Genomic DNA, 13,146 nt, shown 5'->3' on the forward strand with positions numbered 1-13,146 from the left:
CGGTTGCGCAGACGGGCGGCCGCCCGGCGGGGCGGGTGAGCCGGCGCGGGCTGACCCGCGGGCGGCGCCTGGCCCGGGGGCGGCGCCATCCCGGGTGCCGGCTGGCCCGAGGGTGCCGGCTGGCCCGGCGGCGGCGCCTGGCCGGGCGGCGGCGCTTTCGGGGCGGGCTTGGGCTGGACCGCCTGCGCCGGCATCGAGTTGAGCACCGGGCGGATGTACAGCCGGGCGGTCTGCCCGAGGTTGCGGGCCTCGTTGCCGTCGTTTCCCGGCACGGTGATGACCAGGTTGTCGCCGTCGACCACGACCTCCGAGCCCGAGACGCCCAGCCCGTTGACCCGCGCCGGCCGGCAACGCCCCGCCGGCGGACGTCCCCCCGGCTGACCAGCCCGCACCGCCGGACCCGCGCAAGGAACTCGCCGAGCGCATCGCCGACGAGAAGAAGTGGCGCCAGAGCACCCGCCAGGGCGTTCAGTTCCTCGCGCTCCAGTTCCAGGCCACCCGCTGCGACAAAGAGGACATCCTCGCCGGCAACGACGACCCGAACCTGCCGCTGGTGACGTGTTCGACCGACCACAAGGTGGCCTACCTGCTGGCGCCGTCGATCATCAGCGGCGACCAGATCCAGGACGCCACCTCGGGCATGAACCAGCGCGGCATCGGCTATGTGGTGGACGTGCAGTTCAAGCCCGCGGCGGCCAACACCTGGGCGGACTTCACCGCCGCGCACATCGGCACCCAGACCGCCTTCACGCTGGACTCCCAGGTGGTCAGCGCCCCGATGATCCAGGAGGCCATCCCCGGCGGCCGGACCCAGATCACCGGCGGTGATCCGCCCTTCACCGCCGCGACCGCCAAGCAGCTGGCCAACGTCTTGAAATACGGCTCCTTGCCGCTGTCCTTCGAGGCCTCGGAGGCCCAAACCGTCTCGGCCACACTGGGATTGACCTCGCTGCGGGCGGGGCTGATCGCGGGTGCGATCGGCCTGGTGCTGGTGTTGCTGTATTCGTTGCTGTATTACCGGGTGCTGGGCCTGCTCACGGCGCTGTCCCTGACCGCTTCGGGCGCAATGATTTTCGCGATCTTGGTGATCCTCGGGCGGCAGATCAACTACACATTGGACCTCGCGGGTATCGCGGGTCTGATCATCGGTATCGGCACCACGGCGGACTCGTTCGTGGTGTTCTTCGAACGAATCAAAGACGAGATCCGGGAAGGCCGATCGTTTAGATCGGCGGTGCCGCGAGGCTGGGTGCGGGCCCGCAAGACCATCGTGTCGGGCAACGCCGTCACCTTCCTGGCCGCCGCCGTGCTGTACGCCCTGGCGATCGGCCAGGTGCGGGGATTCGCCTTCACGTTGGGCCTCACCACGATCCTCGACGTCGTGGTCGTGTTCCTGGTGACCTGGCCGCTCGTCTACCTGGCGTCCAAGTCGCCGACGTTGGCGAAACCCGCGTACAACGGCCTCGGCGCGATTCAGCAGGTGGCCCGCGAGCGCCGGGCCGCGGCGCATGTCAAGACGGGACGGGGAGCGTGATGGCCTCCAAAGGCGAGGGTCAGACCGACGCGACGGAAGCGACCGAGATCACCGAAGCCGGCGCGGTGGAGCCGGCCTCCGACACCGCCATCGCGCAACCGCGGCACAGCTTCCTCGCGCGGCTCTACACCGGCACCGGCGCGTTCGAGGTGATCGGCCGGCGCCGCCTCTGGTACGGGATCAGCGGAGCGATCGTCGCCGTCGCCCTGGTCAGCATCGTGTTGCGGGGCTTCACGTTCGGGATCGACTTCAACGGCGGCACCACGGTGTCGATGCCCACGGCCGGCTCGTCCGGCACCGTCACCACGGCCGCCGTGTCCGACGTCTTCCGGAAGACCATCGGGCGTGACCCGGAGTCCGCGGTGATCGTCGGCAACGGCGCCTCGGCCACGGTGCAGATCCGCTCCGAAACCCTGTCCAACGACCAGACGTCCAAGCTGCGCAACGCCCTTTTCGATGCCTTCCAGCCGAAGGGCGCCGACGGCAAGCCCAGTAAGCAGGCCATCAGCGACGCGGCGGTGTCGGAGACGTGGGGCGACCAGATCACCAATAAGGCGCTGATCGCGTTGGTGGTGTTCCTGGCGTTGGTCAGCCTGTACATCACGGTGCGGTACGAGCGGTACATGGCCATCTCCGCGCTGACGACCATGGTCTTCGACCTGACCGTGACCGCGGGGGTCTACTCGCTGGTCGGTTTCGAAGTCACCCCGGCCACCGTCATCGGCCTGCTGACCATCCTCGGTTTCTCCCTGTACGACACCGTCATCGTGTTCGACAAGGTCGAGGAGAACACGCACGGCTTCCAGCACACCACCCGGCGCACCTTCGCCGAGCAGGCCAACCTGGCGATCAACCAGACGTTCATGCGCTCGATCAACACCAGCCTGATCGGGGTGCTGCCGGTGCTGGCGCTGATGGTCGTGGCGGTGTGGTTGCTGGGCGTCGGCACGCTGAAGGACCTGGCGCTGGTGCAGCTGGTCGGCATCCTGGTCGGCACCTACTCGTCGATCTTCTTCGCCACTCCGCTGCTGGTCACGCTGCGTGAGCGGACCGAGCTGGTGCGGACGCACACGCGTCGCGTCACGCGGCGCCGCAAGGCCGGGCCCGAGCCCGCCGAGGAGGCGAAGCCCGCCGGCGACGAGTCGTCGTCGCCGCCGGCCGCGACGGTCTCCGCCCCCTCCGACAAGCCCAACAAACCGGCACCGGGTGCGCGTCCGGTGCGCCCGACCGGAACCCGGCGTCCGAGCGGCAAGCGAAACGCCGGCCGGCGGTAGTCGCCATGGCGACCAGGTATCGCCTCGCTGCAGGCGCTATCGGATTGGCCGCAATGCTCGTGGCTGCCGTCACGCTGGTCGCATGCTCCGGCAGCGCCGCCTCCCAGATCGACTACGTGGTCGACGGCCCGCTGGTCACCTACAACACCAACACCGTCGTCGGCGCCGCGTCGGCCGGGGCGCAGGCGTTCGCCCGCACCCTCGTCGGCTTCAGCTACCACGGCCCGGACGGGCAGACCGTCGCCGACCGTGACTTCGGCACCGTGTCGGTGGTGAGCGGTTCACCGCTGGTGCTCGACTATCAGATCGCCGACAACGCCGTCTATTCCGACGGCAAGCCGGCGACCTGCGACGACCTGGTGCTGGCATGGGCGGCCCAGTCCGGCCGGTACCCCGAATTCAATGCGGCAACCCAGGCCGGTTACGTCGACATCGCCAACGTCGAATGCATGCCGGGGCAGAAGAAGGCCCGGGTGTCGTTCATTCCCGATCGCGGAATCGTCGACTACAACCAGCTGTTCACCGCCACGTCGCTGATGCCGTCGCACGTCATCGCCGACCAACTCCACATCGACGTGACCGCCGCCCTGCTGAGCAACAACGCCCCGCTCGTGCAGCAGATCGCCCGGCTGTGGAACACCATCTGGGACCTCAAGCCCGGACTGGACCTGAAGAACTTCCCGTCGTCGGGGCCGTACAGGATCGAGCGCATCCTCGACGGCGGCGCGGTGGTGCTCGTCGCGAACGACCGATGGTGGGGCCCCAGGGCGGTCACCAAGCGGATCACCGTCTGGCCGCAGGGACCCGACATCCAGGACCGGGTCAACAACCGCAGCGTCGACGTGGTCGACGTGGCGGCGGGATCGTCGGGAACGCTGACCACACCGGACAACTACGACCGCGCCGATTCGCCCTCGGCCGGCATCGAGCAGCTGATCTTCGCGCCGCAGGGGCCGCTCTCGCAGCCCAAGGCCCGGCGCGCGCTGGCGCTGTGCACGCCGCGCGACACGCTTGCCCGCGACGCCGGGGTGCCGATCGCCAATTCCCGCCTGAACCCGGCCGCCGACGACCCGGCGACGGCCGGTGACGGTGCCGCCGAGGCCGCCCAGTTCGGCAAAGCGGACCCGGGCGCCGCCCGCGACGCGCTCGGTGGCGCGCCGTTGACGGTGCGCATCGGCTACCACGGGCCCAACGCGCGGCTTGCGGTCAACGTCGGGGTGATCACCAAATCCTGCGCCGCGGCCGGCATCACCGTCGCCAACGTCTCCCTCGACACGTCGGGTCCCCAAGCGCTTCGGGACGGCAAGATCGACGTTCTCTTGGCCAGCACCGGCGGGGCCACCGGCAGCGGGTCGACGGGGTCGTCGGCCATGGATGCCTACGACCTGCACAGCGGCAACGGCAACAACCTGTCGGGTTACGCGAACCCGCAGGTCGACAGTGCGATCGGGGCGCTGGCGGTCTCGGCCGACCCCGCCGAGCGGGTCGGGCTGCTGGGCGAGGCGGCGCCGATACTGTGGGGTGACATGCCGACCTTGCCCCTCTACCGGCAGCAACGCACTCTGTTGATGTCGAAGAAGATGTACGCCGTGAGCAAGAATCCGACGCGCTGGGGCGCGGGCTGGAACATGGACCGATGGGCCCTCGTTCAATGAGGCTCCCGTGACGAGTGTCGGCGGGAGCGCGCCGGTGGCCGGCGTGATCGCCTCGCTGCTGCGCGAGGTGTCGGACTTTCCCAAGCCGGGGGTCCAGTTCAAGGACCTCACCCCCGTGTTCGCCGACCCGCGAGGCTTGACGGCGGTCACCGACGCGCTGGCCGAGATCGCCTCCGGGGCCGACCTGGTGGCCGGAATCGACTCGCGCGGGTTCCTGGCCGCGGCAGCGGTCGCCGACCGGCTGCGCACCGGGGTGCTGGCGATCCGCAAGGGCGGAAAGCTGCCGCCGCCGGTGCACGCCGAGCACTACGACCTGGAGTACGGCAGCGCCACGCTGGAAATCCCCGCCGACGGCATCGACCTGCGCGGCCGCCACGTCGTGATCATCGACGACGTGCTGGCCACCGGGGGCACCCTCGCCGCGGCCGCCCGGTTGCTCGAGCGCACCGGCGCCACCGTGATCGCAGCAGCCGTGATCCTGGAGCTGACCGCGCTCGCGGGCCGTCAGGCCGTGGCGGAGTTGCCGGTGCACAGCCTCAGTCGCGTCTAGCCCGGCCCGCTGCACGATATCCTCGAGGTCGGAGGTGACCAACGTGGCGGACGACAAGAGCGCGGCGCAGGCGCTTGACGCGCCCACCGACGTCGGCGACGCCCTGTTGGTCGGTGAGCCGACCACGGCGCAGGCCGCCGAGCCCCTGGAGCCGCCGACCGAGACGCTGAAGGCCCCGAGCAGCGCGTCGCGGCGGGTCCGTGCCAGGCTGGCGCGGCGGATGACCGCCCAGCGCAACGCGGTCAACCCGGTGCTGGAGCCGCTCGTCGCGGTGCACCGGGAGGTCTATCCGAAGGCCAACCTCTCGCTGCTGCAGCGCGCCTTCGAGGTTGCCGACCAGCGGCACGCCACGCAGTTGCGCCACTCCGGCGATCCCTACATCACCCACCCGTTGGCCGTCGCGAACATCCTGGCCGAATTGGGCATGGACACCACCACTTTGGTGGCCGCGCTGTTGCACGACACCATCGAGGACACCGGCTACACGCTCGAGCAGATGTCCGAAGAATTCGGCGACGAGGTGGCCCACCTCGTCGACGGCGTGACCAAGCTGGACCGGGTGGTGCTGGGCAGCGCCGCCGAAGGCGAGACCATCCGCAAGATGATCACCGCCATGGCCCGCGACCCCCGGGTGCTGGTGATCAAGGTCGCCGACCGGCTGCACAACATGCGCACCATGCGCTTCCTGCCGCCGGAGAAGCAGGCCCGCAAGGCCCGCGAGACGCTGGAAGTCATTGCGCCCCTTGCGCATCGTCTCGGCATGGCAAGCGTCAAGTGGGAGCTGGAAGACCTGTCCTTCGCGATCCTGCATCCCAAGAAGTACGACGAGATCGTCCGGCTGGTCGCCGGCCGCGCGCCGTCCCGGGACACCTATCTGGCCAAGGTGCGCGCCGAGATCACCAACACCCTGAACGCCTCGAAGATCAAGGCGACGGTGGAGGGACGCCCGAAGCACTACTGGTCGATCTACCAGAAGATGATCGTCAAGGGACGCGACTTCGACGACATCCACGACCTGGTGGGCATCCGGATCCTGTGCGACGAGATCCGGGACTGCTATGCCGCTGTCGGCGTGGTGCATTCGCTGTGGCAGCCGATGGCGGGGCGGTTCAAGGACTACATCGCCCAGCCCCGTTACGGCGTCTACCAGTCGCTGCACACCACGGTCGTCGGGCCGGAGGGCAAGCCGCTGGAGGTGCAGATCCGCACCCGCGACATGCACCGCACCGCCGAGTACGGCATCGCCGCGCACTGGCGGTACAAGGAGGCCAAGGGGCGCAACGGTCTTCCGCATCCGCACGCCGCCGCCGAGATCGACGACATGGCGTGGATGCGGCAACTGCTCGACTGGCAGCGGGAGGCCGCCGACCCCGGCGAGTTCCTGGAGTCGCTGCGTTACGACCTTGCGGTACAAGAGATCTTCGTGTTCACGCCCAAGGGTGACGTCATCACGCTGCCGAACGGCTCGACGCCGGTGGACTTCGCCTACGCCGTACACACCGAGGTCGGCCACCGGTGCATCGGCGCCAGGGTCAACGGCCGGTTGGTGGCGCTGGAGCGGAAGCTGGAAAACGGCGAAGTCGTCGAGGTTTTCACGTCGAAGGCGCCCAACGCCGGCCCATCACGCGACTGGCAGCAGTTCGTGGTGTCGCCGCGCGCGAAGGCCAAGATCCGGCAGTGGTTCGCCAAGGAGCGCCGCGAGGAGGCGCTGGAGGCGGGCAAGGAGGCGATGGCGCGCGAGGTGCGCCGCGGCGGACTTCCCTTGCAGCGCTTGGTCAATGGTGAATCCATGGCCGCGGTGGCCCGTGAACTGCACTACGCGGACGTGTCCGCGCTCTACACCGCGATCGGCGAGGGGCACGTGTCGGCGCGCCACGTCGTGCAGCGGCTGCTCGCCGAGCTCGGCGGGATCGACCAGGCCGAGGAGGATCTCGCCGAACGGTCGACGCCGACGACCATGCTGCGGCGCCCGCGCAGCAGCGACGACGTCGGGGTCTCGGTGCCCGGCGCCCCGGGCGTGCTGTCCAAGCTGGCCAAGTGCTGCACGCCGGTGCCGGGCGACGCGATCATGGGCTTCGTCACCCGCGGCGGGGGAGTGAGCGTGCACCGCACCGACTGCACCAACGCCGCGTCGTTGCAGCAGCAGTCCGAGCGCATCATCGAGGTGCACTGGGCGCCGTCGCCGTCGTCGGTGTTCCTGGTGGCCATCCAGGTCGAGGCGCTCGACCGGCACCGCTTGCTCTCCGACGTCACGCGGGTGCTGGCCGACGAGAAGGTCAACATCCTGTCGGCGTCGGTCACCACCTCCAACGACCGGGTGGCGATCAGCCGGTTCACCTTCGAGATGGGTGACCCCAAGCACCTCGGGCACCTGCTCAACGTGGTGCGCAACGTCGAAGGCGTGTTCGACGTCTACCGCGTGACCTCCGCCGCCTGAGGCGGCCTGACGGCCCCGCCGGCGACTCCGCTAGCCGATGCGCACAGAGTTGATGGTGACCGGATTGGTGGGCGCCCCGCTCTGCCGGTTGCCCGCGATGCCCGCCTGGGTGATCTTGTCGAGGACCGCCAGGCCCGCCTCGGTGATGGTGCCGAACACCGTGCTCTGCGGAGCCAGCTCCGAGTCCCGGAAAACCAGGGAGAATTGGCTGCCGTTGGTGTTGGGTCCGTCGGTGGCCATGATCACGGTGCCGCGCGGGTACATCACGGTCGCGCGCAGGGCGGGATCCCCGGCGAGGTACTGGTCGGTGGGGTATTCGTCGGCGAATTGATAGCCGGGGCCGCCGGAGCCGTCGGACTCCGGCCCGCCGCACAGCAGCGATCCCCCGTCGGTGGAGTCGATCAGCCGCGCGCACTGCGTGTTGTCGAAGAATTGCTGCTTGGCCAGGCTGACGAAGCTGTTGACCGTGCACGGGGATTCGTAGTTGCTCAGCTGGATGCCGATGTCACCGAAGTTCGTGGAAAGGGTGGCCGGGATCTGCGGAGGGTCGGTGGAGACCCGGCCGGCCGGCGGCGGGTTGACGGGCTTGACGACGGCGTCCGGCGCGCTCGGATACTGGCAGTTGGCGCCCAGGTCGGCCGGCGGCGCGAACGCCGGCAGCGGTGGTGGCGTTGGTCATCGCGCTGGTCACCCAGGACGACCGCTCGGCCAACAGCGCGGCGTCGGCCGCCCCGAGCCGCGCCCGGGTGCCGGGCAGGCAGGGATCGAACCCAGGCCCGTCCACGCCGGCGACGGCGACGGTGCCACCGCTGCCGGCGTTCGCGCCGCCGGCCGACCTGGGCGCCAACTGCCAGTATCCGAGCGCGCCGGACGCCGTCGTCAAGCCCGTCAACCCGCCGCCGGCCGGCCGGGTCTCCACCGACCCTCCGCAGATCCCGGCCACCCTTTCCACGAACTTCGGTGACATCGGCATCCAGCTGAGCAACTACGAATCCCCGTGCACGGTCAACAGCTTCGTCAGCCTGGCCAAGCAGCAATTCTTCGACAACACGCAGTGCGCGCGGCTGATCGACTCCACCGACGGGGGATCGCTGCTGTGCGGCGGGCCGGAGTCCGACGGCTCCGGCGGCGGGGGGCTCGACGTCATGGGCGCACCGGCCAGAGCCGCTCTGGCGGCCTCGGCGAGTTCCATCGCCGACTGGTAGCGGTGTTCGGGGTCTTTGGCCATTCCACGGGCGACCACCGCGTCGAGGGCCGGTGGCACGCCGGCTGACGTGGTCGACGGTCGCGGCGGGGGGACGTTCAGGTGCGCGTGGAGTTGTTCCTCGAGGCTGTCGCCGGCGTAGGGACGCTTGCCGGTGAGGCATTCGTGCAGCACGCAGGCCAACGAATAGACGTCGGCGCGGTGATCCGTTGTGCCCCTGAACCGTTCGGGTGCCATGTAGGCGACGGTCCCCATCGTGTGTCCCGTCTGCGTGAGCGCGGTGTCGGCCACGGTGCGGGCGATGCCGAAGTCGATCAGGTAGACGAAGTCGCGCGCGTTGGTGACCAAGATGTTCTTCGGCTTGATGTCGCGGTGGACCAGACCGACCTGGTGGGCGCTATCGAGGGCCGCGGCAACCTGTTCGATCACGGCGACCGCGCGCTCGGGACTGAGCCGTCCTCCGTTTTCGTCGATGTACTGCAGCAAGTCGCGGCCCTCGATCAGCCGCATGTCGACATAGAGCCGACCGTCGATCTCGCCGTAGCCGTGGATGGGCACTACGTGCGGGTCGTTGAGGCTCGCCGCGATGCGCGCCTCGCGGCGGAATCGTTGCTGAAACTCCTGATCCTCGGCCAGGTTCGGGGGCAGCACCTTCAGGGCCACGACCCGATCGGTGGCGGCGTCGTAGGCGCGATAGACCTGCCCCATGCCGCCGCGCCCCAGGACGTCCAGCAATTGGTAATGCCCGAAAGACTCTGACCCCACCCGACGACCTTAAGCGGTGGACCGCCCGCAGGTCGCGCGAATCAGCGTCGGCGTTGCGGTGTTTGGCTGCTAGTCCAGGAGCAGCGACGTGATGGTGACGTCGGAGGCCGGTGCGCCGTCCTCACCGCCGCCGGCGACGCCGGCCTTGGCGATCTTGTCCAGCGTGGCCAGCCCGTCGGGCTGGATGGTGCCGAACACGGTGTATTGGGGCGGTAGCTGGGAGTCCTTGTACACCATGAAGAACTGGCTGCCGTTGGTGCCGGGGCCGGCGTTGGCCATCGCCAGCGTGCCGCGCGGGTAGAGCACGGGCTGCTGCGCATTCGGGTCGTTCGGCGGGTACTGGTCGGTCGGGTATTCGTTGGCGAATTGGTAGCCCGGACCGCCGGTGCCGTCGCCCTTGGGGTCGCCGCATTGCAGGACGCCCAGATCCGGCGAAGTGGTAAGCCGGTGGCACTTGGTGTTGTCGAAGTACTTCTGGCCGATCAGGCTCGCGAAACTGTTTACCGTGCATGGTGATTCGTTGTTCGCGAGCATCAGTCCGATGCGGCCCTGATTGGTCACCATGCTGGCGCTCACCTGGGCCGGGTCGGTCGGCACCTTGCCGGTGCGCGGCGGCTTGACCTGCTTGGCGGCCGGTTGCGGTGACGCCGGGTACTGGCAGTTGGCGCCCAGGTCGGCCGACGGCTTGAACGCCGGCAGCGGTGGAACGGGCGGCGTCGGTCCGGCGGGCGTCGTCGACTCCGGGGAGCTGGTGGGGGCGGAGGAGGTGGTGCTCGAGGCGGTGTTGCTCTTGTGCTCGTGTTTGGTGTTGATGACCGTGAGCACCACGGCGACGACCACCGCCACGGCCGCGAGCGAGCCGGCGGCGATCAACACGATCCGGCGCCGCTTGGCTTGCCTGGCGCGGCGCTCCAGTTGGCGCTCCAGCTTGCGCTTGGCGTTGGCACGTCGCTGTTCATTGGTGGGCACGGCCGTATGCCTCCATGGTTGGTCGGTCTTGGGGCCCGCAAAGGCGTCGGTGGCCAGCTCAGGCTAATGTGGGCGCCGCGACCGGTGTCAAGTGGGGCCCGTGGGAAACTGGGAACCGTGTTGATCACCGGATTCCCCGCCGGCATGTTGCAGTGCAACTGCTACGTGCTGGCCGAGCGGCCCGGGACGGACGCCGTCATCGTGGATCCGGGGCAGCGGGTGATGGGCTGGTTGCGGCGCACCCTCGACGAGAATCGGCTGACCCCGGCCGCGGTGTTGCTCACCCACGGCCACATCGACCACATGTGGTCCGCGCAGAAGGTGTCCGACACGTACGGCTGCCCGACCTACATCCACCCCGAGGACCGGTTCATGCTGAAAGACCCGATCTACGGCCTGGGTCCGCGGGTGGCGCAGCTGGTGGCGGGCGCCTTCTTCCGCGAGCCCAGGCAGCTCGTCGAGCTGGACCGGGACGGCGACAAGCTCGACCTGGGCAGCGTCACGGTCAACGTCGACCACACGCCGGGCCACACGCGCGGGTCGGTGGTCTTCCGGGTGGTCGGGGCGACGAAAGACGGGAAAGACTTAGTGTTCACCGGCGACACCCTGTTCGAGCGCTCGGTGGGCCGCACCGATCTGCACGGCGGGAGCGGCCGTGACCTGTTGACCTCGATCGTGGAGAAACTTCTGGTGCTCGACGATGACACGGTGGTGCTGCCGGGGCATGGCAATGCCACCACCATCGGCGCCGAGCGGCGGTTCAACCCGTTCATCGAAGGCCTGAGCCCGTGACGGAGTTCTCGGCGTTTTCCGCCCCCAAGGGGGTGCCGGACTACGTCCCGCCGGACTCGGCGCAGTTCGTGGCCGTGCGGGACGGGTTGCTGGGCGCCGCCCGACGGGCCGGCTACGGCGACGTCGAGTTGCCCATCTTCGAAGACACCGGCCTGTTCTCCCGTGGCGTCGGCGAATCCACCGATGTGGTGTCCAAGGAGATGTACACGTTCGCCGACCGCGGCGACCGTTCGGTCACGCTGCGGCCGGAGGGCACCGCCGGCGTGGTGCGCGCGGTGATCGAGCACGGCCTGGACCGCGGCGCGTTGCCGGTCAAACTCTGTTATGCCGGGCCGTTTTTCCGCTACGAACGTCCGCAGGCCGGCCGCTATCGGCAGCTGCAGCAGGTCGGCGTGGAGGCGATCGGCGTCGACGACATGGCGCTGGACGCCGAGGTGATCGCCGTCGCCGACGCCGGCTTCCGCTCGCTGGGGCTGGACGGCTTCCGCCTGGAGATCACCTCGCTGGGCGACGACAGCTGCCGGCCGCAATACCGGGAACTGTTGCAGGAGTTCCTGTTCGGGCTCGACCTCGACGCCGAGACCCGCAGGCGCGCCGAGATCAACCCGTTGCGGGTGCTCGACGACAAGAGGCCCGGGGTGCGGGCCATGACGGCTGACGCGCCGGTGCTGCTGGATCACCTCTCCGACGTCGCCAAGCAGCACTTCGACACCGTGCTGGCCCACCTGGACGCGCTCGGGGTGCCCTATGTGATCAACCCGCGCATGGTGCGTGGGCTGGACTACTACACCAAGACCACCTTCGAGTTCGTGCACGACGGGCTGGGCGCCCAATCCGGCATCGGCGGCGGCGGCCGCTACGACGGCCTGATGCACGAACTCGGTGGGCAGGACCTGTCGGGCATCGGGTTCGGGCTCGGCGTGGACCGCACGCTGCTGGCGCTTCGCGCCGAGGGCAAGAGCGTCGGGCAGACGACGCGCTGCGACGTGTTCGGTGTGCCGCTGAGCGAGCAGGCCAAGCTGAGGCTGGCGGTGCTGGCCGCGCAGCTGCGCGCCTCCGGCGTCCGCGTCGACATGGCCTACGGCGACCGCGGCCTCAAGGGGGCGATGCGCGCGGCCGACCGTTCCGGTGCCCGCATCGCGCTGGTCCTGGGGGACCGGGACATCGAGTCCGGCACGGTCGGGGTGAAGGACCTCGCCACCGGGGAGCAGGTGCCCGTGGCCATGGATTCCGTTGTGACCGAGGTGCTTTCGTCTCTGCACCGCTAACCCGCGGCCATCCGCCCGGCGGCGATGCCGCCGGGGTGTTCGCGTCAGTGTGGCTGGTTGGCCACAAAGCACCGCACTCGGGTGGCGGCGTCGTCCGGCTTGACTCCCATATCCACTAATCGCTGGACGATTTGGGCGGAAGGCACACCGCCATTGAAATCCGTCGCTATCACCAGGACGCTGGGAAACCAGTTTTCTGCGGATACTCCGGGCGGCGGGGGCTTCGCGTCGCCTCCGATGCAATGAACGTAGCCATCCACGCCCGTATCGGCGTGGGCTGGCGTTGCCGCCATCGGCACCCCGATGGCCATGCCGACTGCCGTGGCGACATAGATGAACCGCATGCCGCAATATACCCCCGAACCGCCCGGTTCCCGAAGTGGATCGGGGACGGGGACGCGTCAGCTTTTCTTGCTTGGAATGACGATGACGACGATCAACGTGAGGATCGAGAAGAACAGGCCGAGAATTCCCCAGCCCAGCGGATTGCGTCCCTTCATCATTGCGATTAGTGCGCACACAATTGCGGCGATCACGCTGCCGATGGCGACGAAAATCCCCTTGATGCCGCGCAGGATAAAACCCGCCGCGATTGGGTCCGAACTCGCCACAATCACCGAGTGCAACATGTCAGGTCCTTTCTTGAGGGGCCCCGACGTGATACCCACCCGAATGCGCGACAAAACCGCGTCGCGAAT

The 13,146-nt window shown here is 69.0% G+C and carries 12 protein-coding genes and 3 pseudogenes; 8 read left to right on the forward strand and 7 right to left on the reverse strand.

Translation table 11 applies throughout. The annotated features are described in order from the left end of the window. Window positions 1–392: pseudogene (locus A5713_RS27385) on the reverse strand (hypothetical protein); the annotation flags it as partial. On the opposite strand from A5713_RS27385, the pseudogene secD reads away from it, so the two are divergent. The 5 genes and pseudogenes from secD to A5713_RS07065 form a co-directional block, all read left to right on the forward strand. Further along, a pseudogene (gene secD, locus A5713_RS07045) lies at window positions 359–1,534 on the forward strand (protein translocase subunit SecD); the annotation flags it as partial. The pseudogenes A5713_RS27385 and secD sit on opposite strands and share 34 nt — an antisense overlap. Next, entirely contained in the window at window positions 1,534–2,808 is a 1,275-nt protein-coding gene (gene secF / locus A5713_RS07050) for a protein translocase subunit SecF (protein ID WP_068094003.1), read from the forward strand. The pseudogene secD and the gene secF, both read left to right, overlap by 1 nt. Window positions 2,809–2,813: 5 nt before the next feature. Continuing rightward, window positions 2,814–4,463, forward strand: coding sequence for an ABC transporter substrate-binding protein (locus A5713_RS07055; protein ID WP_067923474.1), 1,650 nt, complete (start codon window positions 2,814–2,816; stop codon window positions 4,461–4,463). A 7-nt stretch (window positions 4,464–4,470) separates the two neighbouring features. Continuing rightward, window positions 4,471–5,013 carry an adenine phosphoribosyltransferase gene (locus A5713_RS07060; RefSeq protein WP_068094005.1) on the forward strand — a complete coding sequence of 181 codons (543 nt, stop codon included), beginning with the start codon at window positions 4,471–4,473 and terminating at the stop codon, window positions 5,011–5,013. A gap of 43 nt (window positions 5,014–5,056) precedes the next feature. Further along, complete coding sequence (locus A5713_RS07065; RefSeq protein WP_067923491.1) at window positions 5,057–7,450, forward strand: bifunctional (p)ppGpp synthetase/guanosine-3',5'-bis(diphosphate) 3'-pyrophosphohydrolase; 2,394 nt, start codon at window positions 5,057–5,059, stop codon at window positions 7,448–7,450. 30 nt (window positions 7,451–7,480) lie between these two features. On the opposite strand, the gene A5713_RS28680 is transcribed toward A5713_RS07065, so the two are convergent. Both A5713_RS28680 and A5713_RS29515 read right to left on the reverse strand, forming a co-directional pair. Then, entirely contained in the window at window positions 7,481–7,987 is a 507-nt protein-coding gene (locus tag A5713_RS28680) for a peptidylprolyl isomerase (protein ID WP_082972828.1), read from the reverse strand. Then, on the reverse strand, window positions 7,956–8,423 hold the full coding sequence (locus tag A5713_RS29515; protein WP_304442510.1) for a hypothetical protein: 468 nt from the start codon (window positions 8,421–8,423) through the stop codon (window positions 7,956–7,958). Before A5713_RS29515 ends, A5713_RS28680 begins: the two co-directional genes overlap by 32 nt. A gap of 4 nt (window positions 8,424–8,427) precedes the next feature. Here A5713_RS29515 and A5713_RS29520 point away from each other — a divergent pair, with 4 nt between their 5' ends. Next, the gene (locus tag A5713_RS29520; RefSeq protein WP_304442509.1) at window positions 8,428–8,655 is read left to right on the forward strand and encodes a hypothetical protein; all 228 of its coding nucleotides are present in this window, start codon (window positions 8,428–8,430) and stop codon (window positions 8,653–8,655) included. A 53-nt stretch (window positions 8,656–8,708) separates the two neighbouring features. Here the strand turns inward: A5713_RS29520 and A5713_RS28210 are convergent. Then, window positions 8,709–9,362 (reverse strand): annotated as a pseudogene (locus A5713_RS28210) (serine/threonine-protein kinase); the annotation flags it as partial. A 126-nt stretch (window positions 9,363–9,488) separates the two neighbouring features. Next, window positions 9,489–10,388 (reverse strand): peptidylprolyl isomerase, encoded by a 900-nt coding sequence (locus A5713_RS07080; RefSeq protein WP_068094009.1) that lies wholly within the window; start codon window positions 10,386–10,388, stop codon window positions 9,489–9,491. A gap of 117 nt (window positions 10,389–10,505) precedes the next feature. Here A5713_RS07080 and A5713_RS07085 point away from each other — a divergent pair, with 117 nt between their 5' ends. Together A5713_RS07085 and hisS are read left to right on the forward strand one after the other, a co-directional pair. Beyond that, window positions 10,506–11,180: an MBL fold metallo-hydrolase gene (locus A5713_RS07085; RefSeq protein ID WP_068094011.1), complete on the forward strand. Its 675-nt coding sequence runs from the start codon at window positions 10,506–10,508 to the stop codon at window positions 11,178–11,180. Further along, window positions 11,177–12,448 (forward strand): histidine--tRNA ligase, encoded by a 1,272-nt coding sequence (gene hisS, locus A5713_RS07090; RefSeq protein ID WP_068094014.1) that lies wholly within the window; start codon window positions 11,177–11,179, stop codon window positions 12,446–12,448. The genes A5713_RS07085 and hisS overlap by 4 nt, the downstream gene beginning before the upstream one ends. A gap of 44 nt (window positions 12,449–12,492) precedes the next feature. On the opposite strand, the gene A5713_RS07095 is transcribed toward hisS, so the two are convergent. Beyond that, a complete protein-coding gene (locus tag A5713_RS07095) occupies window positions 12,493–12,792 on the reverse strand; it encodes a hypothetical protein (RefSeq protein ID WP_068094016.1) in 300 nt (99 codons plus the stop codon). A 57-nt stretch (window positions 12,793–12,849) separates the two neighbouring features. Further along, window positions 12,850–13,077 carry a deoxyribodipyrimidine photolyase gene (locus tag A5713_RS07100; protein WP_067923458.1) on the reverse strand — a complete coding sequence of 76 codons (228 nt, stop codon included), beginning with the start codon at window positions 13,075–13,077 and terminating at the stop codon, window positions 12,850–12,852. Window positions 13,078–13,146 lie beyond the last annotated feature (69 nt).

Origin of the sequence: Mycobacterium sp. E2497 (genome assembly GCF_001668695.1) — a bacterium.
GTDB lineage: Bacteria > Actinomycetota > Actinomycetes > Mycobacteriales > Mycobacteriaceae > Mycobacterium.